Origin of the sequence: Adhaeribacter aerolatus, assembly GCF_007991635.1 — a bacterium.
In the GTDB taxonomy this organism is placed as follows: domain Bacteria; phylum Bacteroidota; class Bacteroidia; order Cytophagales; family Hymenobacteraceae; genus Adhaeribacter; species Adhaeribacter aerolatus.
In genome coordinates, this window is the sequence record NZ_BJYS01000061.1 from 1 (window position 1) to 21,287 (window position 21,287).

Sequence of the window (21,287 nt, forward strand, 5' to 3'; positions counted from 1 at the left end):
TTTTGGCTGATTCAAGGACGGCAGCAACAAGGAAATCTAAGTTAGAATTTAGAATAATTATTCTCGCCAGACTTTAAATGGTGCGTTTAAAAGGAAGTCTCCGACTTCCGGAAGTTAAAAACTTCCTTCTATAAAAAGACACCAGTTACGCTTCGCTAAACTGGCGCCAGCAATGGTGGCTTATCAGTCTGTGAAAAATACATGCAATACATCCTCTTAAATAAACCTTACGAAGTACTCACGCAGTTTACCGATGAAAACGGCCGCGCTACGCTGAAGGATTTTGTACCAGTACCGGATATCTACCCAGTAGGTCGCCTCGATTACGACAGCGAAGGGTTGGTTTTATTAACCGATGATAAAATATTGCAGCACCGCCTCTCTGACCCCAAATTCAAAATAGAAAAAACCTATTGGGCGCAGGTGGAAGGCATTCCCACCGAAGCAGCGTTGGCCAGTTTACGAGCTGGCGTGTATATCAAAAATATTAAAACCGCTCCTGCCAAGGCCAGGCTATTACCCGAAGAACCCAAGATTTGGGAACGCACCAAACCCATCCGCTTCCGGCAAAATATTCCGACGAGTTGGATTGAATTGAAATTAACCCAGGGCATGAACCGCCAGGTCCGGAAAATGACCGCGGCTGTTGGTTTCCCGACCTTACGCCTCATCCGGTTCAGCATTGGCCCTTTAACTTTAAATGGTTTAGCTCCCGGTCAGTACCGTTCCCTCTCTCCCACCGAAATTAACATATTGAAAGTTAATGCTGGAAGAAGGTAGGCACCTTATCCCCCAGCCCCTTCTCCTCGGGGCGAAGGGGAGCCCGGCTAATGGTTTGTTTAGGTAGATGCTTTTAATAACCGTTTCTCTCTTCCGATGCAATTAGCTTCTTCCGTGTCGGTATGAGATAATACATCGCTATAATCTATTTTTCTATCGCGAGCGTCCCGCTCTTGATTTCTTCTTCCAGCCGCTGGCCGCTATAAATATTAACCTGAACTATAATTTTAGTGGCCAGGGTCTGATTAAAATTGACACGAGCGGGACGCTCGCGCCAGCATCGTGGCGGCTCCTTCAATTCATAATTATTCAGAAAACCCCAGAATAGCCGTAAAACTGGAAGCAATCAGAAACTAATCAACAAGAAAAATATACGATTTAGGACCTAATAACCCCTATATAAAACCTTTTAACAGGTTTATTTATTCGCCGGCTCCGCAACTTTATTACTCCAACGCTGGTACAAAAAAGACTTTTCTGCCAGAATCGGAAAACCGAAATAACCATAGTGCCGATAAAAGGTAGCTTCGGCAGAAATACAATTTTCAGGCTGACGGATTGTGACAATCTGTCACAGAAAAAGGCCATTTTTAGTAATGGCACATAGCTTGTTATTACCCTTATAACTACTAAAACTGTGAAACCTAACTTAAAATAATATAGATAATGGGAAAAATAATAGGAATTGACTTAGGTACGACCAACTCGTGCGTTGCCGTAATGGAAGGTAACGAACCAGTGGTAATACCAAACAGCGAAGGCCGCAGAACCACACCTTCTATCGTGGCTTTCCTGGATAACGGGAACGGTGAGCGCAAGGTAGGTGATCCGGCAAAACGCCAGGCAATTACCAACCCGCAAAATACCATCGCTTCTATTAAACGTTTTATGGGCCGTGGCTACTCCGAAGTAACCGGCGAAACCCAGCACGTTTCATATAAATTAGAAACCGGTAGCAATAATACCGTGCGCGTAAAAATAGGCGACCGCCAGTTTACCCCGCAGGAAATTTCGGCCATGGTGCTGCAGAAAATGAAGCAAACCGCCGAAGATTATTTAGGCACTACCGTAACCGAAGCGGTTATTACCGTACCAGCTTACTTTAACGATGCGCAGCGTCAGGCTACCAAAGAAGCCGGTGCTATTGCTGGTTTAGATGTAAAACGGATTATCAACGAGCCAACCGCAGCCGCTTTGGCGTACGGTCTGGACAAAAAACATAAAGACCAGAAAATTGCCGTTTACGACTTAGGTGGTGGTACTTTCGATATTTCTATCCTGGAATTAGGCGACGGTGTTTTTGAAGTATTATCTACTAACGGTGATACCCACCTGGGTGGTGATGACTTCGACCAGGTAATTATTGCCTGGTTAGCCGAGGAGTTCCAGAAAGAAGAAAACATGGATCTGCGCAAAGACCCAATGGCCTTGCAGCGTTTAAAAGAAGCCGCTGAAAAAGCGAAAATTGAGTTATCCAGCTCAACCGAAACCGAAATTAACCTGCCGTATATTACGGCTACCCAAACTGGTCCGAAACACTTGGTGCGTAAATTAAGCCGTGCTAAATTCGAGCAGTTGGCCGATAGCCTGATTCGTCGTTCGATGGAGCCTTGCCGCAAAGCCTTACAGGATGCCGGCTTATCTGCGAACGATATCGACGAAGTAATTCTGGTAGGTGGTTCTACCCGTATTCCGCGGATTCAGGAAGAGGTAGAAAAATTCTTCGGTAAAAAACCATCTAAAGGTGTTAACCCCGACGAGGTAGTTGCCATTGGTGCCGCTATCCAGGGTGGTGTATTAACCGGTGAAGTTAAAGACGTTCTGTTACTCGACGTAACCCCGCTTTCTTTGGGTATCGAAACCATGGGTGGCGTGATGACCAAATTAATCGAGTCGAACACTACCATCCCAACTAAAAAATCCGAAACATTCTCTACGGCTTCTGATAACCAGCCGTCTGTAGAAATTCACGTATTGCAGGGTGAGCGTTCGATGGCCCGCGATAACCGTACTATTGGCCGGTTCCACTTAGATGGTATTCCACCTGCTCCGCGTGGTGTGCCACAAATCGAAGTAACTTTTGATATTGATGCCAACGGTATTCTGCACGTATCGGCCAAAGATAAAGGTACCGGTAAAGAGCAGAAAATCCGCATCGAAGCTTCTTCTGGTTTATCCGAAGCCGAAATTGAGCGGATGCGCAACGAAGCCAAAGCCAACGAAGAAGCCGATAAAACCGAGCGCGAGCGCATCGATAAGCTGAACCAGGCTGACTCGATGATTTTCCAGACGGAGAAACAGTTGAAAGAATACGGCGATAAGCTGTCGGCTGGCAACAAAACAGCTATCGAGAGTGCCTTAGAGCAACTACGTACGGCCCACAGCAGCAAAGACGTAGCAGCGGTTGATGCGGCTATGGCTAACATCAACAACGCGTGGCAGGCTGCTTCGCAGGAAATGTACGCTGCTACCCAAGGTGCCGGTGCTCCAGGAGCTGATGCCGGCTTCGGTGGTCAGCCAGGTGGCAACGGACAAACAGGTGGTGCCGGTGCCAACGGTCAGGGCCAAGGTCATACCGACAATGTTACTGATGTTGATTACGAAGAAGTAGACGGTAGCAACCGTTAATCTTTAATTAAATATATTTAAAAGCCTTTCCGAAATTTCGGAAAGGCTTTTTTATTTTGGGTAGTTTACAAAACTGGATTTTCATCAATCCCTGAACTCTATCTTATAAAATTCTACTATTCAAAATGCCTATTCTTAACTAATATTTCCGAACAATGCCACAAAATAAGTACTAGGTTCTATTTTGAAAGGAGAGTGAAACCTAGTTAAATATTAGGAAGGAAACAGCCGTTCAACAAATTAAAACAAATACAACCCCGAAATGGTAGTTATCTGTAAACTAAACTCTTGTTCAAAGTATTTCCATGATTCTCCCAAAACCAATATTTCGGCACCATCAATTTATTCTCCTGAACTTATTGATTTTAATAATCATCTTTTTAGGCTGCCAGGTTAAACCCAAACCTGACAATAATAAAAATACAAACCAGGTTAGTCAACACAAAAATTCCGTTTACACCTACAAAACCCCGCATCCCGATGGCACCGGCAAGGTATACCTGGGCCGCGAAATAGCCCACGTCATGAGTGCCGCCGGCGGCGAGTGGCTCGAACGCAACACCCGGCAACAGGAAGAAAATGTAGCCTTAGCTATATCCAAATTAAACCTCACCACCAACAGCGTAGTAGCCGATATTGGCGCCGGCACCGGTTACTATACCTTCCGAATAGCCCCCAAAGTACCGCAAGGCAAAGTATACGCCGTAGAAGTACAGGATGATTTTATTTCGGCTTTACAAACCCGGAAAAAGGAACTAGGCTTAACCAATGTAGAAGTAATAAAAGGCAGCAACCAATCGCCTAACTTACCTGCTGCTTCTGTTGATTTAGCTATTATGGTGGACGTGTACCACGAACTGGAATTCCCGCAGGAAATGCTGCAGGCCCTTTATAAAGCAATTAAACCTAATGGTAAATTATTGCTGCTGGAGTACCGCGCCGAAGACAAAAGTATTCCAATCAGAGAACTGCATAAAATGAGTGTCGTACAGGTTAACAAAGAATTAGAAGCGGGTAATTTTAAACTTTTTCAGCGCGAAGATTTTTTACCTATTCAGCACTTTTTACTTTATGAAAAGGTATCAAAATAATACTTTTACTTACCTGAAAAAATTTTATAGGGATAATGGTTCTCTATTAAATTTAAGGACTTGGCACACCTAAACCGGGCAAAATAAACTTTACCGTAAGCCCCATATCTATTCTTTTCGAAAATTGTTGAGTATCTGATACTTCGTTTGTCAGGTCGCTCGATTCTACAAACAAACCACCGGCCACTTTATTCTTGGGGAATAAATAAAACCCAACCCCTGCCCGGTAAACCGGGCGCTCATTGGTATGCTTTAAGCGGCCATATAAGTGCAGGGCGTAATTTATTTCGGAAGCGGGCGTAAAATAACGGACAGCATCGAGGCTATATGTATTTACAATAGAGGTTTCATAAACTCCCGAATAGGCATTTACTTCCCGTTCGAAGATGCGGGTAGTCTGGCCATTCGGGTCCGGCATGATGGTTTGCTGTTTAAACTTAACCGGGCTAAGGTCACCGATGTTATTTTCGCGCGCTACGTCCCAGGAAACGCCAATGGAAGTAGCGCCACCTATCAATACATTGTAAGCTAATTGGGTTAAATAACCGCGAAATCTTTCCTTAGAAATCTGTTCGGCAAAAATGCGGTTGGCATCATATAAAGTGTAGTTGGCAACCTGACCGCCTACCCGAAAGGTTATCCAATCTTCAATGGCTATTTCGTTTTGGCCGTATAATACCGGAGCACCCTCTTTATCCAGAGCCGGAAATAACAACGAGCGGTGCCCCAAAAATAAACTGGCCGAAGTACCGGGCGTGAAGGTACCATAGTTGAATAAGTTAGCTATACCGCCGGCGGCAGAACCCGCAACATTTACCCCCCAGTAAAATCGGTTCCGTTTAATGGTTTGAGGATTTCTGGGGTTGAGCGCCGCTGCTTTGGCATAAAAATACTGGAATCGGATACTGCTGTTTTCGGTGTTAATACCCAGGAAGCCCAGCGGCGCAATAATGGAAGAGCGGCCTTCGCCGTCCTCAAAAATAGGTTTAAAGGTTTGCGCCTGGCTTGGCAGCACCCCGCTTAAAAATAGAAAAACGCCCAGTAAAATAATTAAGTAAATTTTCTTTTCCATTCGGTAAATATTTAAAATTTTATGGAGCCGCGCACAGCCGAATAACCTTTTTCTATTTCGCCTTTAATGGGTACGGGCGTTATGTCTTTATCGTCGACCGATATTTTTAATGACCAAGGCGTTTTGTTCCAACCGGTACAATGCACATAGTAGTCCAGTTCGCCTTCGATGGGGAAATTAGAAATGCTAATGCGGTACGCATTATCGAGCGTGCGGGTAAGCGCAATAACATATCCTTCTAACCGGAATAATTGCAGGGTAGCTTCTGTGTTTAGTTCTACGGTTACTTTGTAAGTTTTTGCCATAATTTATCTGTTTATGATTTGGTCGAAAGTGGTAAAAAGTATTTTATTCAATTTAGTGGACAGTAATATTTATATAAAAATTGAATCTGGAAATTTACCGTTCATACGCCCTAAAACAGAAGTATAGATGCTTAAATTTAATAATTAAAATTTTCAGATTAATTAACACTTTCCTAAGTTATTCTCAATTTTAATTTGTTCGTGTGAGAATTCACCTTTTAAAGTTGAATTGCTAATTAGTTTGATAAGCCTAAGTTTACTCCCATAAAAGATTATTAAGGCCCAAATTGCCGAACTGGTGTTACCTGCTTCTAGCTGCACGACTTTGCTTTGTGGTTTGAATTGCCTCCTGTTTTAGCTGTAGGAATACATTAAATCTTATTTCATTTTTCGGATTTCTTTTTGCTTTTGGCTTAAATAAGCCAGTAAATTCTGTAAACCTGGGTCGCGCTCGGTATCCATTATTTGTATCCAATGCTGGCGGTCCTGGTCCTCTACCCGGATGGTATACTTTTTTTGATCCGCTCCGTGGGTAGTACCGAGAGGTTGATTAGACAGTTCAAAGAGTTGCGCTTCTTTTATTAAATTTTTCAAGTGCGAAGCCTCGTCTTCGGGTAAGTCTTCACTGTTTAGCTCCAGGGGTTTATTTAAGCCCGGGAAAAATCCAAAACCACCTTCCGGTTTAAAATAAACTTTCATACTTACACTGTAATATTAAACTTTAAAGTTATCAAATGCTTACAGCAAGTGGCACCAGACCTACTTGGGCCCAGGCATCAGTTACTTCGGCTTCGGCGTTAAAGCGTTTGGCATTATCAATGGTTAGTTCGGCAAAGCGCAGGAACTTGGCATTTGGCTTCAACCGGGAATCGAGCAGGGTTTCGTACCAGATACGGCCGGCTTTTTCCCAGGCATAGCCGCCTAGGTGCATAGCTGCCAAATAAAAAGCGCGATTGGGTATTCCGGAGTTAATGTGTACCCCGCCATTATCTTCAAAAGTATTTACAAAGTCGCGCATGTGGTTGGGTTGTGGGTCTTTGCCTAATATCGGGTCGTTGTAAGCGGTACCAGGTTCTTTCATGGAGCGGATAGCCGCCGGATTGCCATTCCCGCCCTGCACCTTACCCGTAAATAAGGCAGCTCCTATGAGCCAGTCGGCTTCTGCTGCGGTTTGTTTAAGGGTATATTGTTTTACAAGGCTACCAAACACATCCGATAAAGACTCGTTTAGTGCGCCGGACTGATTTGAATATAAAAGCTGGGTTTCGTCTTCGGTAACGCCGTGGGTCAATTCGTGGGCAATTACATCCAGCGAAAGGGTAAACCGGTTAAACAGTTCGCCATCGCCGTCACCGAAAACCATGTACTGCCCGTCCCAGAAAGCATTGGCGTAGTCCTGCCCAAAATGCACTGTACCATTCAGCGGCATACCTTCATCGTCGATTGAATTGCGGTTAAAAACCTGCCAGAAAAAATCGTACGTTGCGCCCAGGCCATCGTAAGCTTCGTCTACGGCCGGGTCGCCGGAGGCCGGGCTGCCTTCGGCCCGCACTACGGTACCGGGCAGGGTTTGGGTGTTATTAGCAGTATTAATTGTACGTTGCTTCGCCCCCGCTACCAGAAAAGCAGTAGGCCTTTTCTTGCTGATATCCGATGACAATCGTGGCCCTAATCGCAGGCTCCGGAAAGTAAAATCGCAGCTTAATATTTGTAAAGCCTTTGACCGCTGGGCCTGATTGCCGTTTTCGGCGATAGCCTTTAAGATATAAGGCGGCAAAATACAGTAGATAGAATGACGATGGTGTTTAAGTGTGCACATAATACCTCATTAAGGTCTATACTTAGCCGGTTTGGTTAAGGTAGTAATTACTCCTTTTCGGACATTAAGTTTACTTGCATTCAGATACTATTATTCTACTCATCCTGTCATTTTAAAATATTATAAAACTTGCGCAAAACACATTAAATAATCCTTTTAAACGGATAAGAAAATAATTAATTAGAACTATATTCTCTCCTTGCTAAAGCCCTTATCTGTAGAATGCTCTAAATGAATCAGGACTTTCGGAAAGTTTTCGTTTTAATCTTTAAACCCGCACTATCCCGCCCAAGATATTATTTTTAACAACTTTGTGAAAGTTCCCTAAATATTATGGGCATTCAGATTTTAGAGCGTAGTTCTTTAGGCTTATTCTTACCAGTAAGATACCGGTTAAAACACATTGTGTAAGCAACAAAAAGTTGAATATCCTTATTTTACAAACTTGCTAAATCATTCAAAATCAATCAATTTTTGTGTCATCACATATTGAATGAGTTCGCTGGTGTTTTTACTATTGGTTTTTTCGATTATTTTCTGGCGGTGGGTATTTACCGTATGAAAGCTGATAAATAATTCCTGCGCAATATCGCGGCTCTTGTAACCGGCAGCAATCAGCTTTACTATTTGTAATTCTCGTTTACTTAATATTACCTGATTAACCGGGTCAGCCGGCACCTTCCCGGCCATTATTTTTTCTGCGACTGGCCCATTAGCCGCAATTTTATTTTCTAATTTTTCCAGCAAAGAAATATCAGAACAAACGCCCATTACGTGTGTTACATGACCTCGGTCGTCGAGTTGCAGCACCGAACTTTGCTCCAGCACCTGCATAATATTGCCGTTGGGCTGAATAATGCGATAACTGATATTCATTTTTTCCGCTGTCCGTTGGTACGGTGGCAGCGCCATTAAACATTCCCATTTTTTCATAACCAATTGCCAGGTAGGTGCCACATCATCCGGATGCACAATCTGGTTAAAATAAGCTAATCCCTGCTCCTCGAAATTCTTATTATCGTAGCCCAATATATCTTTCACATTGTTGCTTAAAAAAGAAAATTGCAGGGTGCGCATATCTAAAATCCAGGTGACACAGGGCCCATTGTTTAAAATATTGACCAGGGTTGGATTTTCCCGGATATAGTTTTCGTAACTTATTTGCACCTGACCATAAGGTTGGTTTAACAAAAGGCCGCAAAGTTGATTGAATACTTGCCTTCCCGTTGTTAAGCCAGAGGACCAGCGACGGTTTATATTGAGTTTTTCTTCCTGCATCATATCAAGAATTGGATTAATCGGTAAAAAAGTACAACTTGGTTGGTTAATAAAGGTCGTTTCGGAAGAATTATGGCAATAAGCTATAAAGGCAAGCCAAAAGCTTACTTGAGGTGACGTGTATAAATATTATTTTAGCAAGGAGGATTTATATTCTCATTACTTAAAGGCTATTGCAGTTGGATTTTAGAGTTTCTGTAGATTATTACAATACCCTTAAATATACAATTGACATCTATAATATGAAAATTTTTAAATTATATTTAATAAAAAAATAATTACATATCTCATATACAATATTTAAATTAACATATATAGTTTAATTATTTACGTGTTGTATTTTCAACCATTATGTAGATAGCAAGCAGTATTTATCAAATAAATTATTAATAACCAACGTTTTACAAAAAATTAAACAAAGCAAATATGTTATTAAGGTGTTAAAGAAACAAGTTGGCCTAACTGATAACCTGCCGCAGGAATATTTAATTTTTTATTCTCTTTAAACTTTATTAATCAGTAGCAATCAAAGAATAAATTTAAACACCACTTTATGAAGAAAATCTTTTTTGTGCTGGCTTTAACTGTTCTGGGAACAGGAGCCGCCCCGGCAAACGCCTTTATTTCGCCAAGTTTTCAGCAAGGCCCGATGGGCACGCCGCAGGAAAGAGCGGAGGCGCTTACCAAAAAAATGAACGAAGTGCTGACCTTAACGGCCGACCAAAGCACTAAAATTCAGGATATAAATGTGCGACGGTTTACCGAGCAGCAATCGATGCGGGAGAAAATGCAGGCTGGCGGGGACCGGGAAGCTATGATGACGCAAATGCGCGCTTTAACCCAGAAATACGAAGCAGAGTACAAGGGTGCATTAACCGCCGACCAATACACCAAGTACGAAGCCAACCGTGACCAGTTTAGAGGCGGCCGTGGTGGCCAAGGTAGTCAGGGCGGTAACCGGCCACAAGGTCAGCGCTAAGAAACTTCCTGTTTTTTTATTTACCGGAAGGCAGGCTTTACAAGCCTGCCTTCTTTTTTATTCAGCCAGCAAACATAGCCTCTGCACGCACCAGCCTTGGTTATTGTAGTAACAACTGGTAACGAATACATCGGTCACCACTCTTATTTCACTGTCCAGCGTAGGCCAATAAACCCGCGCCGGCCCTGCATGGGCGCATAATTGTACGAAGTATCAAAAGAATAGCCGTTGGGATTGTTCAGGTGAATAGTTTTATCAAACGGATCGAAGGGGCGCATGAGCGGGTCACGGGGCAGAAAGTTGTAGAGATTTTTCAGACCGGCATACAGTTCCAGGCCGTGCGGCAGCTTTTTGGTAACCTGCAGGTTGTCCTGTGAAAACCAGGGCGATTTATCGGGCCGGAAATCGTTGGCCAGCACCGGCAAAAACATTGGTCCGTACAAACGGCCGGTGTAATCCACGGAAACACCGGCTTTCCGGAAAGTATAACTAACCGCGTAAGTACCCGATGTTTTGGGGGCATGTAATTGGGGAATTTTCTCCGTCTGGCCAGTTTCTTTATCCTGAACGGAATACACTTCCATGAAAGTCGCACCGGCATTAATTTTTAAAGGAAAGGTAAAAGCCCAGTCGAGGTTAAGGGTTAGTCCGCGCGAGATGGCATAGCCCTGCAGGTTCTGGTAAATAATCTGGTTGGGGTTGGTCAGGAAATCGCCAATAATGCGGTTGGTAAAATAGGTGTAAAATAGGCTCCCATCCAGACCCAAGTAACCATTATTTTGGTCGATAAACTTTTGGTAGTTCAAACTGGCGTTCCAACTGCGTTCGGGTTTCAGGTTATCTGCTATCACGACTTCGCGGGAGCCGGTGAGGGCCGCATGGTCTTCGGTAAATAAATTTACTACCCGGTAACCGTTACCAATATTTAAGCGAAAAATATTCTGCTGATCAGGAGCCAGTTTAAAACTAACGCGTGGTGAAAAAATGCCTCCGTGCGTAAAATTATAATCGTAGCGGAGGCCGAAGAGCGAAGTAAATTTATCGCTGCTTTTTATTTCGTCCTGCACAAAAATACCCGGCAGGTAAATGCGCTGGGCCTGGTTGCTGCCGGTTCTGGTTTGGGTGCCGGGCGTATTATCGTCGTAAAAAGTAAACCGAAAAGGAACTCCAACCAATACATCGTGCCGGGCCATTTGTTTATTCCATAAGAATTGCGAGAAAGCAATATTTTGCCGGGCCTGGAACATTGTCTTGCCGTAAGCCGAGTTTTGGTCGTGGCTGTTATAGGAAAACTGCCAGGTAATATTTTCGGCGGTGGGTAGCTGGTACGCGCCAATCAGTTCCAGGCGGCTGGTATAAATAGACTCGCCGTAGATACTGTCGCCGCCCCGGAAATCGGGCGACCATTGCATTTCGCCGCCCCAGCGGTCTTCGTACAGGTAGCGGGCTGCCAAATTGGCCACTTTATTTTCGGGCCGGTTCAGGCTCCATTTGTTAAATAAAGAAAGTCGCTTCTGCAGGGTGATATCCGTAAAATTATCCCCGTTCACGTCGCGGCGGTTATCAAACCAAAAGGTATTTACCCCCACCAGGGTACTTGCTTTTTTAAGGTTTGCTTTTAAAGCCACATCGGCGTTGTACTCCTGGTGCGAAGTAGCCATTACATCTACCGCCAGACGAGGTGCTTCGGCCGGGTTTTTGGTAATAATATTCACCAGTCCGCCTACCGCCTCGGAACCGTACAAAGTAGAGGCCGGCCCTTTTACCACTTCAATGCGCTGAATCATGCTGTTCGGGATACCGCTCAGGCCATACACGCTGGCTAAGGAACTTACAATGGGCATACCATCGAGGGTAACCATGGTGTAAGGCCCTTCCATGCCATTAATATGAATATCGCCGGTATTACACACATTACAATTTAACTGGGGCTGCACGCCGTTAACCATTTGCAAGGCTTCGAAAATGCTGGGCGTTGGGTTTTTCTGGAATAGTTTGGGGGTATAAACCTCTACGTGAATGGGAGAAAGTTTAGCATAAGTTTCTTTCATATTACCCGTAACCACCACTTCCTGCAACTGCTGATCCGATTTGGTTAGGTTGATATTCAACAGCACCGGCTGCTCCCCTACGGTTACGGATTTCAAGACTTTTACATACCCTACCGCACTTATCTGTAACCGGTAAGAACCAGGCATAATATTCCGGAGATGGAAGTAGCCGTTTTCATCGGAGTTGGCACCTTGGGTAGTACCTACCAAACCTATGGTGGCAAAAGCCACCGGCTCTGCTCCCGTAACTACCCGGCCTTTAATTTCCCCGGATTGCTGTTGTGCCTGCCCGCATACGGTTAAGCCAGTGATTAACCATAATAAAAAAAGTAATTTTTTCATCATAGAACAACTATTATGGATTTTATTTTAGCTTAACTTGATTATTTGAAACAAATATACTGAAATAAATCTTTAGATTACTCTAAATTTAAAATCAATATACTTCTAAACACAAGAAAGGTTATAGGGATTCTCTTTTTAACTGAAGAAGATTGAAGGTGGAGGATTGAACGGAATAAATTAGCAAGCAGGTTTTTATATCCTACCAATTAGAATAAAGATAATATTAATACGGTATCTGGTTCGGAATTAATGAAGTAGCATTTGGACCTAAATAGTTCGGACCAATCTCTAACTGACAGGAGGTTAAAATCTTACTTTTAACTGGATGCACCAGCTAAAAGTCAAATAAAAGGAAGAAAAATATAATTAATTATTTCTCTGATTGCTAACCATAGCCTTTACTCTTTGCGAGGCTATTTAGATTGCAATTAAAGTTTCTTTGTTAACATATGTTGATCCCATTGTTGTCATTCAGGAGGAAACTTGTTTGTGACCTGTTAAACAGGTTCCTTCTGAATGACAGATTTGAGTTCAGTTACTTTCATGCATTTGTCTATTGTTCAATAGCATTTAAGAATCAACAGAAATCTTAAAGATCAGGTAAATTTAAAATTAAAAATTCCTATAGAAGCCTAAACTACAGGATTATCATTTCATCGAATCGAAGTAACAAAATTTGGAAACAGCCACTATGCGTAAACCGGATAAAACAACCTTGGTGGCGGCTGGTTCGTGTCAGAACTAATCTTCTCCTAAACCGCCTTTCCGCAGTTCTTCCACAGACCGCATTACTTTATCTTTCTGGGTTTCGCGGTGTTGTTCCAGGCTGCCGGCTATAACCGGGTTGGCCGTGCTTAATATTTGCGCGGCGAGCAATCCGGCATTGGCGGCGCCGTTCAGGGCAACGGTCGCTACGGGTACGCCGGTAGGCATTTGCAGAATAGATAAAACCGAATCCCAGCCGTCGATGGAATTGCTGGACTTAACCGGTACCCCGATAACGGGCAAGGTGGTAATGGCAGCTACCATACCGGGCAAGTGGGCAGCCCCGCCGGCACCGGCAATAATTACTTTTAATCCCCGCTTACGGGCATTTTCGGCGTATTCGAACATGCGGTGCGGAGTGCGGTGCGCCGATACAATGGTTAACTCAAACGGAATATTAAATCCTTTTAAAATGTCGGCTGCGGCCTGCATTACTTTTAAATCGGACTGGCTGCCCATAATAATACCTACTACCGGCGTTTGAGTAGCCTCGGGGGTTGTGCTCATGCTTTTACTTTAACTAAATTTTTGACGTGATCGGCTTTTTGCCGGGCTTCGGCCACGGTGGCCGCCGTAATGGTTAAGTGGCCCATCTTGCGGAAAGGCCGGGTATATTTTTTGCCGTATAAATGAATGGTAACGCCAGGCAGGGCCAAAGCAGCATCGGCCCCTTCGTATTGGGCTTCGCCGGAAAAACCGGCTTCTCCGAGCAAGTTCAGCATAACGGCAGCACTATGTAAGCTGGTGTTACCCAGCGGTAAATTTAAAATAGCCCGCAGGTGCTGCTCAAATTGCGAAGTATGATTGGCTTTATAAGTATGATGGCCGCTGTTGTGGGGCCGCGGGGCTACCTCGTTTACCAGCAGTTCGCCACTTGGGGTTAAAAACATTTCTACGGCCAGCAAACCTACCATATCAAAGGCCTGAATTACCTGCGTGGCCAAAGCCTTGGCGGCCTGCTCGGTTTCGGGGCTAATATTAGCCGGCGAAAACAAATAATCCACCAGGTTATGTTCCGGGTGAAAAGATAGCTCCACGGCTGGGAAGCAGCTTACCTCACCATTTGCATTGCGGGCGGCTATAACGGCAATTTCTTTTTCAAAAGGCACCAGTTTCTCCAGCACCGAAGGTTCATCAAACCCTTTAGCAATATCTTCGCGGGCAGCCAACCGCGTAACACCCCGGCCATCATACCCAAACCGGCGCAGCTTTTGAAACACCGGCAGAAAATCTATATTTCTTTCTACCTCCGCTTTATTCGCTACTAACCTAAAATCGGCGGTCGGAATTTGGTGGTGCCGGTAAAATTCTTTTTGCAATCCTTTGTCCTGAATAATCCGGATAGCCTCGGGGTTAGGGTAAACCCGCACGCCTTCTCCTTCGAGTTTAAAAAGCGCCTCTACGTTTACGTGTTCAATTTCAATGGTAAGTACGTCGCACTTTTTACCGAAATTATAAACCGTATCAAAATCGGCGAAGCTGCCCTGGTAAAATTCGTGGCACAGGCTTTTGCACGGCGCATCCGCATCCGGGTCGAGAATAAGGGTATATAAATTCAGGTCGATGCCGGCTTGCAGCAACATGCGGCCTAACTGGCCGCCGCCTAAAATGCCTAACCTGGTTTCTCCGTAAGTCATTCTTAATGTAAATAAATAGAGGCCAAAATTAAGGATTAAAATGAAATGCCGGTTTACTTTTCCTGCCCTACCGCCGCTATTTTAATTTAAAAGAATAATGGCCCGCTCCTGGCCTGTTGGTTAGCCGAGAAATATTACCTCTATCTCATTAATTACCATTTTGTTTATTTGTACCTGCCGCAGAGTAAAGTAAGTGAAATTATCAGGAGAGACTCCGCAGAAATAACCAATCTTTTAACTGGCCGTAATGCGAAATTCGTTAGCTATTCCTACTTTTACCTGGCATCTGCCCAACCAATGGAAATCTTATTAGCAACTTTTTCGGCCTTATTCTCGGTGGTTAACCCTTTTGGGGCCATGCCGGTTTTTATTACTTTAACCCAGGACGATACGCCCCGCCACCGGAACCAGATGGCACTGCAAGCCAGTATGTACATGGTTCTGATTTTAGCGGTCTTTTTCTTTGCCGGCCAGTACGTGCTTAACTTTTTTGGTTTGCGCATTCACGACCTCAGGATTGCTGGCGGCATTATGCTGTTTAAAGCCGGCTTCGATTTACTGGCTACTAAATCAGAACCCGGCCGGAAAATATCAAAAGACGTGGAAGAAGAAAGTATTCAGAAAGTTGATATTTCTTTTACGCCTCTCGCCATGCCCATGCTTTCGGGCCCCGGCGCCATTGCCGTGAGTATTGGTATGTTTACCGAATCGCTTTCGTACCTGCAAATGGGTATTACCTTAGTAGCCATTATAATGGTGGCAGTGGCCAGTTATTTTATTCTGATTTCTTCGCCCCGCTTGGTTCGGGTAATGGGCAAAGCCGGTTTATCGGCGCTTTCCAAAATAATGGGATTTATTACGCTGGCCATCGGGGCTAATTTTATTACATCAGCGCTGATTGCCTTGTTTAAACAGTAAAATTGTAATTTTTCTTAAAACCTCATCCTAAATCCCTCTCCCGGGTGGACGCCACCTGAAGGCGAGGGACTTTCCGGCTATTCCGTTTTGTTCTTCCCCCGCCAATAGAGCTAATCTTGTAGGGCAAAATTAAAAGTGCTTTTGAATAAAATGGAGCAGGTTTTCAACGCTAACCCCAAGAAGCAAAAGTACCTCCATTTTATTTTTTAGCGGTTGACAAAAGTTTCCCTACAAGATTAGCGCTGCTGGAGAGGGACTTAATTTAGTTTATATTAAATTATTTCAGCTATCCTTCTTCAGGCTTTTTCTAAAAGCTTTGCGCTTGCTTTACCGTTGGGCCGGCTCCCTGCTCCCAGAGGAGAAGGGCTGGGGATGAGGTGTTATTTTCCTACCTAGGCTTCAGGTTTCCTTCAGATTCAGGTAATATTTTTGTTTTATATTTGGGGAATATGAAAATATTATTGGTGGAAGATAATACCGACCTGTCGGAAACCGTGGTAAACTACCTGCGGCAGGAAGGCTATATTTGTGAGGCAGCGCCCGATTTTGAAACGGCCGACGAAAAAATTGCTATTTACCAGTACGATATTATTGTGCTGGATATTACCCTGCCCGATGGCAGCGGCCTGGAACTCTTAAAACGCTTAAAACAAAACCGCTCCGAAGCCGGCGTACTAATTGTCTCGGCCAAAAATGCACTGGATGATAAATTGGAAGGCTTGCACCTGGGCGCCGATGATTACCTGACGAAGCCTTTTCATTTGGCCGAACTGAATGCCCGCGTGCAATCTTTGATGCGGCGCAAACGCTTTAACGGCAGCAACGAAATTATACTCCACGACATACGGGTTAACACCACCACCAACCAGGTATTTGTGAAAGACGAAGAAGCCACCTTAACCCGCAAAGAATACGAACTGCTGCTATATTTTATCAGTAACCGCAACCGCATTTTAAACAAAGAATCCATTGCGGAGCACCTGTGGGGCGATAATATTGATATGGCCGATTCTTTTGATTTTATTTATACCCACATTAAAAACTTGCGAAAAAAAGTTTTAACCAAAGGTAGCCGCAACAACATTAAATCGGTGTACGGCATGGGCTATAAATTTACATCGGCCTAAATGAAGCTGATAACCAAAACTACCCTGCTGTACCTGCTCATTATTGCGCTGGTTATTTCGGGTAGCGGCTATATTTTATATAACACGGCTAATAATTTTATTCAGGAACAGGTAAAGCATAATTTCCGGTACCGCGAGCACCGGATACTCACTTTTTTATCGGAACCCAAACCGGATCTGGACCTGATTAACTCTTATAATACTTTAAAGGTAGAGCGCCTGCCCCAGGTAAAAGCGCCGGTTATCTCCAGCTTCGATCGGGATGTAGAATTATACAACGATGTTACGGGCCAGACCGAACTTTTCCGTGTGCGCACCTTCGATAAGGCCATCCGCGGGAAGGTATACCGCATTTCTATCTTTATAGCCATGCAAGATTACGTGCGGCTTAATAATTTTATTATTAAAGCGGCGGTTTATCTGTTTCTGGCATTGCTGGTGGTGTTGCTGCTGTTAAATTATTTATCGTCGCATTTTTTGTGGTTACCGTTCCGGCACACGCTGGAGCAAATCCGGCATTACTCGGTTAATAAAAACCAGCCCATTGTGTTGCCGCCCACCAGTACCCAGGAGTTTGAAGAACTGAACGGTTTAATTGCCCAAATGGTAACGCGCATTGAGTACGATTACCGCAACATAAAAGAATTTACCGATAATATTTCCCACGAAGTACAAACGCCCTTGGCGGTTATGCGGGCCAAGCTCGAAATGCTGTTAAAATCGGGCAATATTCCGGAAAAAGAATACCAGGCCCTGAATGCTATTTACCAGTCTACCACCCGCTTATCGAAACTCAGCAAAACGCTGGCGCTCATGAGCCGCATCAATAACCAGGAATTCCAAAACAAAGAGCATATTAACCTGAAAGCTTTTACGCAGAATATCTTGTTTAATTTTAAAGAGCTGGCCGAACTGAAAAATGTAAAAATAATTACCGATTTAGACGCGGAAGCCACCTTGTTTATCGATCCGTATTTACTCGATGTCTTGCTCAGCAACCTGCTTAAAAATGCCCTGACCCACAACTACAAAAACGGGGAAATCAGCATAAAAGTAGTACCGCATAAATTAACCATTGCCAACACCGGTACGCCCCTTACGTTCGATTCGCACCAGATTTTCGACCGCTTCCGCAAAAATGCCGACAAGCCGCTGTCGCTGGGGTTGGGCCTGGCCATTGTAAAAAAAATCTGCGATATAAACGGCCTTATCATTACCCACCAATATCAGCAAGAGCGGCATCTGTTCGACCTGACTTTCTGACGCTTCAGATTTACGACAGAATTGTAATGTATATTTCCCTGATTAGGCTAAAAATGCGCATTCGCCGTAAAGATTAGTTTGGGTTAATATATTGTCGTTTTATTTATAATGAAAAAATTATTACTTTTTTGTTTTTGCTTTTTAAATGTGCTGGGTGCTTTTGCCCAGGGCTACGATGTGTACGGTACGGTACAAGGTGTCGCCGATAAAAATCCGCTGATTGGCGCTACCGTGGTAATAACCAACCGCGTAGATGATGTTACCATTACCGGCGCCACCACCGATGTAGAAGGTAAATTCCGGATTGAAAAGGTAGTACCGGGTAAATACACGCTTAAAGTGCAATATTTAGGTTACAGTACCTTCCGAAAACCGATTGAGGTGGAAAGTGCTGCGGTTAATGTAGGTACAATTGCTTTAATAGAAGAAGCAACCAACCTGGGTGAAGTACAGATTATTGGCAAAATACCGCCCGGCGAACAAAAAGGTGATACTACCCAGTTTAATGCCGAAGCTTTTAAAACGGCGCCCGATGCCAGTGCCCAGGATTTAGTGCAGAAAATGCCCGGTATTGTTATGCAGGATGGCGCTATTCAGGCCCAGGGCGAAAATGTGCAGCAAATATTAATTGACGGCAAACCTTTTTTTGGCACCGATGTAAACACTGCTTTGCAAAACTTACCGGCCAGCGTAATTGCCAATATTCAGGTTTTCGATAAAAAAAGCGACAAAGCCGAACTGAGCGGCTTCGACGACGGCGAAAGAATAAAAACGATTAATATTATTACCAAACCCAGCCGCAAAATAGGCCGGTTTGGCCGTACTTCCGTTGGCTATGGCTCCGACAGCCGGTACCAGGCGGGGGCCAGTGTTAACTTTTTCAGCGACGAACGCCGCGTAACCGTTACCGGTCTCAGCAACAACGTTAACACCTTAAACTTTACCGCCGACCCAAATGCGGGCGGCGAAGAACGGCCGCAGAACGGCTTAATTACCACCAATGGCTTTGGTTTAAACTACAGCGAAAACTGGGGTAAAAAAATGGAAGTATCGGGTAGTTATTTTTACAACAACCGCCGGAGTACCACCACCCAGCAACGGTACCGCGATTTCGTGCTGCCCACCGATTCGGGACAGGTATACACCGAAGAAAACCGCCGCACCAACACCGATGCCAACCATAATTTCCGGATGCGTATTGATTACAACATCAACGAACGGAACCGGATTCGTTTCCGGCCCAGCATTTACTTACAGAATTACCAGAATAATTCTTACTTCCTGGGCCGCACCCAAAACGACTTTTACCCGCTGAACCAAACCACGAATAATGCCAATGGCGACAACGTAAACTCCGACATTAACAATAACTTTTTGTACAGCCACCGTTTCCTGAAACCCGGCCGGAGCATTACATTTAATTTACGTACCGGTTACCACCTGGATAACGGCGACAGCTACCGCCTGGCCGAGAATATTTTTTACAACCGCGGAGGCGATAGCACCCAAATACTGAACCAGTACACCAACCTGGACCGGAAAGGTTTTGACTGGGAAGGCGAAGTCTCGTTTACCGAACCTTTGGGCAAAAACGGCCAGTTAGAACTGGAGTACGAAGTAGGCAACCGCTTAAACGATTCGGATAAACGCACTTACGATTACCTCGAATTAAACGATAATTACAATGCCCTGAATATTCCGTTGAGTAACACATTTACGAATAAATACATAACCCAGGAGGCCGAAGCCGGGTACCGGTTTAATACCGAAAAATTAAAATTCCAGGTAGAAGCTTCTTTCCAGGAGGCTACTTTAAAAAACAAGCAGGAGTTTCCGCTGCCCGATGATTTAAAACGCCGTTTCCACAGCGTTCTGCCTTCGGCCCGTCTCGAATATAAATTCTCCAATTCAAACAACCTGGAATTTAACTACCGGGCCTCTACTACCGCGCCTACAGTGGGGCAGTTGCAGGACGTGATCGATTATTCTAACCCGCTACAGGTAAGAACTGGTAACGCTAACCTGAACCAATCTTACCAAAACTGGACCCGGTTACAATACCGTTCGCACAACCCCACTACCAACCGCACTTTTTACTCTTCGGTTTGGGGTACCTTCATCAAAAATTATATTACCAATAGTACCTTAATTGCGCAGGAACCCATTGCCATTAACCCGGAAGTAACCCTGGGCCGGGGCGCACAGCTCATTCGGCCGGTAAACCTGAATGGCTACTGGGATGTGCGGTCTTATTTCAGCTACGGGCAACCGATTAATTTCATTTCTTCCAATATTAACCTGGGCGGCGGCTTCGGCCATACCAGCCGGCCCGGTTTAATCAACAACGAAGTAAATGTGGCTAATTCGAGCAGTTTCCGGTTGGGCTTATCGTTGAGCAGCAATATTTCTGAGCGGATTGATTTTAATATTTCCACCCGCTCGAACTACAATATTGTAAAAAACACCTTGCGCCCGGCTTTAAACAACAACTACTTTAGCCAGACTACCCGCCTGCGTTACAACTGGATTTTCTGGAAAGGTTTTGTATACCGCACCGATTTGCACCACCAGGCTTACTCGGGCCTTTCAGATTTAAGCAATAATTTCCTGCTCTGGAACATGAGTTTGGGCAAGAAAATATTCCGGAATCAGCGCGGCGAAATAAACTTAAACGTGTACGATTTGCTGAAACAAAATAACAGCATCTGGCGCAACGTATCGGATGCTTACGTAGAAGACGTACAAACCAATGTGCTGCAACGGTATTTTATGCTCAGCTTTACTTACAACATTCGCTACTTTGGGGTAGGTACCAGCCAAAAAGATTTTGAAGGTCGCCCGCAACGCGATTAAAGAATTTTTAAAATGAAGCAACCAAGGCGTTAGCTGTATACATCAGTTAGCGCCTTTGTTATTTATTGACGTTGTTTTGCCTTGTCTAAATTGGCGGAAGCTGCTTCCCTTGCTGTGGAGGCTAATATGGTATTCTGGCAGAAGTTTTAGCATTGGCCGCAATATCACCACCCTTGCCGACGGACGCAGCTTGAAGCAGAAATACGAATCAGCTTCAATTTAATAGAAAAGTTCAGGAAAGATGTTTAGCTATTATTTTTCACACGATTTTATCTAAATAAAACGTAAGCACCTTACCACCAATACTTAATTTACCGGCTACCGTTCAGTTGTTCAGAACACCCATTTTTTTTAGTTTTAAACAATACCACCCTTT

The 21,287-nt window shown here is 44.2% G+C and carries 16 protein-coding genes and 1 pseudogene; 9 read left to right on the plus strand and 8 right to left on the minus strand.

Annotated features, from left to right (window positions below; all coding sequences use genetic code 11):
• Window positions 1-201 precede the first annotated feature (201 nt).
• From AAE02nite_RS25500 to AAE02nite_RS25510, 3 genes are all read left to right on the plus strand, one after another.
• Window positions 202-780, plus strand: coding sequence for a pseudouridine synthase (locus tag AAE02nite_RS25500; protein WP_146905488.1), 579 nt, complete (start codon window positions 202-204; stop codon window positions 778-780).
• A gap of 666 nt (window positions 781-1,446) precedes the next feature.
• Window positions 1,447-3,408: a molecular chaperone DnaK gene (gene dnaK, locus AAE02nite_RS25505; RefSeq protein ID WP_146905491.1), complete on the plus strand. Its 1,962-nt coding sequence runs from the start codon at window positions 1,447-1,449 to the stop codon at window positions 3,406-3,408.
• A 305-nt stretch (window positions 3,409-3,713) separates the two neighbouring features.
• A complete protein-coding gene (locus tag AAE02nite_RS25510) occupies window positions 3,714-4,499 on the plus strand; it encodes a class I SAM-dependent methyltransferase (protein WP_146905494.1) in 786 nt (261 codons plus the stop codon).
• Between the two features lie 52 nt (window positions 4,500-4,551).
• On the opposite strand, the gene AAE02nite_RS25515 is transcribed toward AAE02nite_RS25510, so the two are convergent.
• The 5 genes from AAE02nite_RS25515 to AAE02nite_RS25535 all read right to left on the minus strand — a co-directional run bounded on the left by AAE02nite_RS25515 (window position 4,552) and on the right by AAE02nite_RS25535 (window position 8,976).
• Window positions 4,552-5,571 (minus strand): hypothetical protein, encoded by a 1,020-nt coding sequence (locus tag AAE02nite_RS25515; protein WP_146905497.1) that lies wholly within the window; start codon window positions 5,569-5,571, stop codon window positions 4,552-4,554.
• 11 nt (window positions 5,572-5,582) lie between these two features.
• Entirely contained in the window at window positions 5,583-5,876 is a 294-nt protein-coding gene (locus tag AAE02nite_RS25520) for a hypothetical protein (RefSeq protein ID WP_146905500.1), read from the minus strand.
• Window positions 5,877-6,254: 378 nt separating this feature from the next.
• Entirely contained in the window at window positions 6,255-6,575 is a 321-nt protein-coding gene (locus tag AAE02nite_RS25525; protein ID WP_146905503.1) for a protealysin inhibitor emfourin, read from the minus strand.
• A gap of 31 nt (window positions 6,576-6,606) precedes the next feature.
• Complete coding sequence (locus AAE02nite_RS25530; RefSeq protein ID WP_146905506.1) at window positions 6,607-7,695, minus strand: M4 family metallopeptidase; 1,089 nt, start codon at window positions 7,693-7,695, stop codon at window positions 6,607-6,609.
• 453 nt (window positions 7,696-8,148) lie between these two features.
• Window positions 8,149-8,976 carry a LuxR C-terminal-related transcriptional regulator gene (locus tag AAE02nite_RS25535; RefSeq protein ID WP_146905509.1) on the minus strand — a complete coding sequence of 276 codons (828 nt, stop codon included), beginning with the start codon at window positions 8,974-8,976 and terminating at the stop codon, window positions 8,149-8,151.
• 550 nt (window positions 8,977-9,526) lie between these two features.
• Between AAE02nite_RS25535 and AAE02nite_RS25540 the strand changes: the two genes are divergently transcribed.
• Window positions 9,527-9,952, plus strand: coding sequence for a DUF4890 domain-containing protein (locus AAE02nite_RS25540; RefSeq protein WP_146905512.1), 426 nt, complete (start codon window positions 9,527-9,529; stop codon window positions 9,950-9,952).
• 143 nt (window positions 9,953-10,095) lie between these two features.
• On the opposite strand, the gene AAE02nite_RS25545 is transcribed toward AAE02nite_RS25540, so the two are convergent.
• The 3 genes from AAE02nite_RS25545 to AAE02nite_RS25555 all read right to left on the minus strand — a co-directional run bounded on the left by AAE02nite_RS25545 (window position 10,096) and on the right by AAE02nite_RS25555 (window position 14,750).
• Window positions 10,096-12,348: a TonB-dependent receptor gene (locus tag AAE02nite_RS25545; RefSeq protein ID WP_307725573.1), complete on the minus strand. Its 2,253-nt coding sequence runs from the start codon at window positions 12,346-12,348 to the stop codon at window positions 10,096-10,098.
• 741 nt (window positions 12,349-13,089) lie between these two features.
• Window positions 13,090-13,620: a 5-(carboxyamino)imidazole ribonucleotide mutase gene (purE, locus tag AAE02nite_RS25550; RefSeq protein ID WP_146905515.1), complete on the minus strand. Its 531-nt coding sequence runs from the start codon at window positions 13,618-13,620 to the stop codon at window positions 13,090-13,092.
• On the minus strand, window positions 13,617-14,750 hold the full coding sequence (locus AAE02nite_RS25555; RefSeq protein ID WP_146905520.1) for a 5-(carboxyamino)imidazole ribonucleotide synthase: 1,134 nt from the start codon (window positions 14,748-14,750) through the stop codon (window positions 13,617-13,619). The genes purE and AAE02nite_RS25555 overlap by 4 nt, the downstream gene beginning before the upstream one ends.
• 297 nt (window positions 14,751-15,047) lie before the next feature.
• On the opposite strand from AAE02nite_RS25555, the gene AAE02nite_RS25560 reads away from it, so the two are divergent.
• From AAE02nite_RS25560 to AAE02nite_RS25575, 5 genes and pseudogenes are all read left to right on the plus strand, one after another.
• Window positions 15,048-15,668, plus strand: coding sequence for a MarC family protein (locus AAE02nite_RS25560; RefSeq protein ID WP_146905523.1), 621 nt, complete (start codon window positions 15,048-15,050; stop codon window positions 15,666-15,668).
• A 449-nt stretch (window positions 15,669-16,117) separates the two neighbouring features.
• The gene (locus AAE02nite_RS25565; RefSeq protein ID WP_146905528.1) at window positions 16,118-16,795 is read left to right on the plus strand and encodes a response regulator transcription factor; all 678 of its coding nucleotides are present in this window, start codon (window positions 16,118-16,120) and stop codon (window positions 16,793-16,795) included.
• Complete coding sequence (locus AAE02nite_RS25570; protein ID WP_146905531.1) at window positions 16,796-18,058, plus strand: sensor histidine kinase; 1,263 nt, start codon at window positions 16,796-16,798, stop codon at window positions 18,056-18,058.
• A gap of 108 nt (window positions 18,059-18,166) precedes the next feature.
• Window positions 18,167-18,499: pseudogene (locus AAE02nite_RS27075) on the plus strand (carboxypeptidase regulatory-like domain-containing protein); the annotation flags it as partial.
• 600 nt (window positions 18,500-19,099) lie between these two features.
• Window positions 19,100-20,911: an outer membrane beta-barrel protein gene (locus tag AAE02nite_RS25575; RefSeq protein WP_371863498.1), complete on the plus strand. Its 1,812-nt coding sequence runs from the start codon at window positions 19,100-19,102 to the stop codon at window positions 20,909-20,911.
• Window positions 20,912-21,287: the final 376 nt, after the last annotated feature.

Bases quoted from the DNA above. Each gene is read 5' to 3' on its own strand.
- purE (WP_146905515.1), bottom strand. From the start codon at position 13,620: ATGAGCACAACCCCCGAGGCTACTCAAACGCCGGTAGTAGGTATTATT.
- AAE02nite_RS25520 (WP_146905500.1), bottom strand. From the start codon at position 5,876: ATGGCAAAAACTTACAAAGTAACCGTAGAACTAAACACAGAAGCTACC.
- AAE02nite_RS25560 (WP_146905523.1), top strand. From the start codon at position 15,048: ATGGAAATCTTATTAGCAACTTTTTCGGCCTTATTCTCGGTGGTTAAC.
- AAE02nite_RS25510 (WP_146905494.1), top strand. From the start codon at position 3,714: ATGATTCTCCCAAAACCAATATTTCGGCACCATCAATTTATTCTCCTG.
- AAE02nite_RS25575 (WP_371863498.1), top strand. From the start codon at position 19,100: ATGGAAGTATCGGGTAGTTATTTTTACAACAACCGCCGGAGTACCACC.
- AAE02nite_RS25500 (WP_146905488.1), top strand. From the start codon at position 202: ATGCAATACATCCTCTTAAATAAACCTTACGAAGTACTCACGCAGTTT.
- AAE02nite_RS25535 (WP_146905509.1), bottom strand. From the start codon at position 8,976: ATGATGCAGGAAGAAAAACTCAATATAAACCGTCGCTGGTCCTCTGGC.
- AAE02nite_RS25530 (WP_146905506.1), bottom strand. From the start codon at position 7,695: ATGTGCACACTTAAACACCATCGTCATTCTATCTACTGTATTTTGCCG.
- AAE02nite_RS25565 (WP_146905528.1), top strand. From the start codon at position 16,118: ATGAAAATATTATTGGTGGAAGATAATACCGACCTGTCGGAAACCGTG.
- AAE02nite_RS25540 (WP_146905512.1), top strand. From the start codon at position 9,527: ATGAAGAAAATCTTTTTTGTGCTGGCTTTAACTGTTCTGGGAACAGGA.
- AAE02nite_RS25545 (WP_307725573.1), bottom strand. From the start codon at position 12,348: ATGATGAAAAAATTACTTTTTTTATTATGGTTAATCACTGGCTTAACC.
- dnaK (WP_146905491.1), top strand. From the start codon at position 1,447: ATGGGAAAAATAATAGGAATTGACTTAGGTACGACCAACTCGTGCGTT.
- AAE02nite_RS25555 (WP_146905520.1), bottom strand. From the start codon at position 14,750: ATGACTTACGGAGAAACCAGGTTAGGCATTTTAGGCGGCGGCCAGTTA.
- AAE02nite_RS25570 (WP_146905531.1), top strand. From the start codon at position 16,796: ATGAAGCTGATAACCAAAACTACCCTGCTGTACCTGCTCATTATTGCG.
- AAE02nite_RS25525 (WP_146905503.1), bottom strand. From the start codon at position 6,575: ATGAAAGTTTATTTTAAACCGGAAGGTGGTTTTGGATTTTTCCCGGGC.
- AAE02nite_RS25515 (WP_146905497.1), bottom strand. From the start codon at position 5,571: ATGGAAAAGAAAATTTACTTAATTATTTTACTGGGCGTTTTTCTATTT.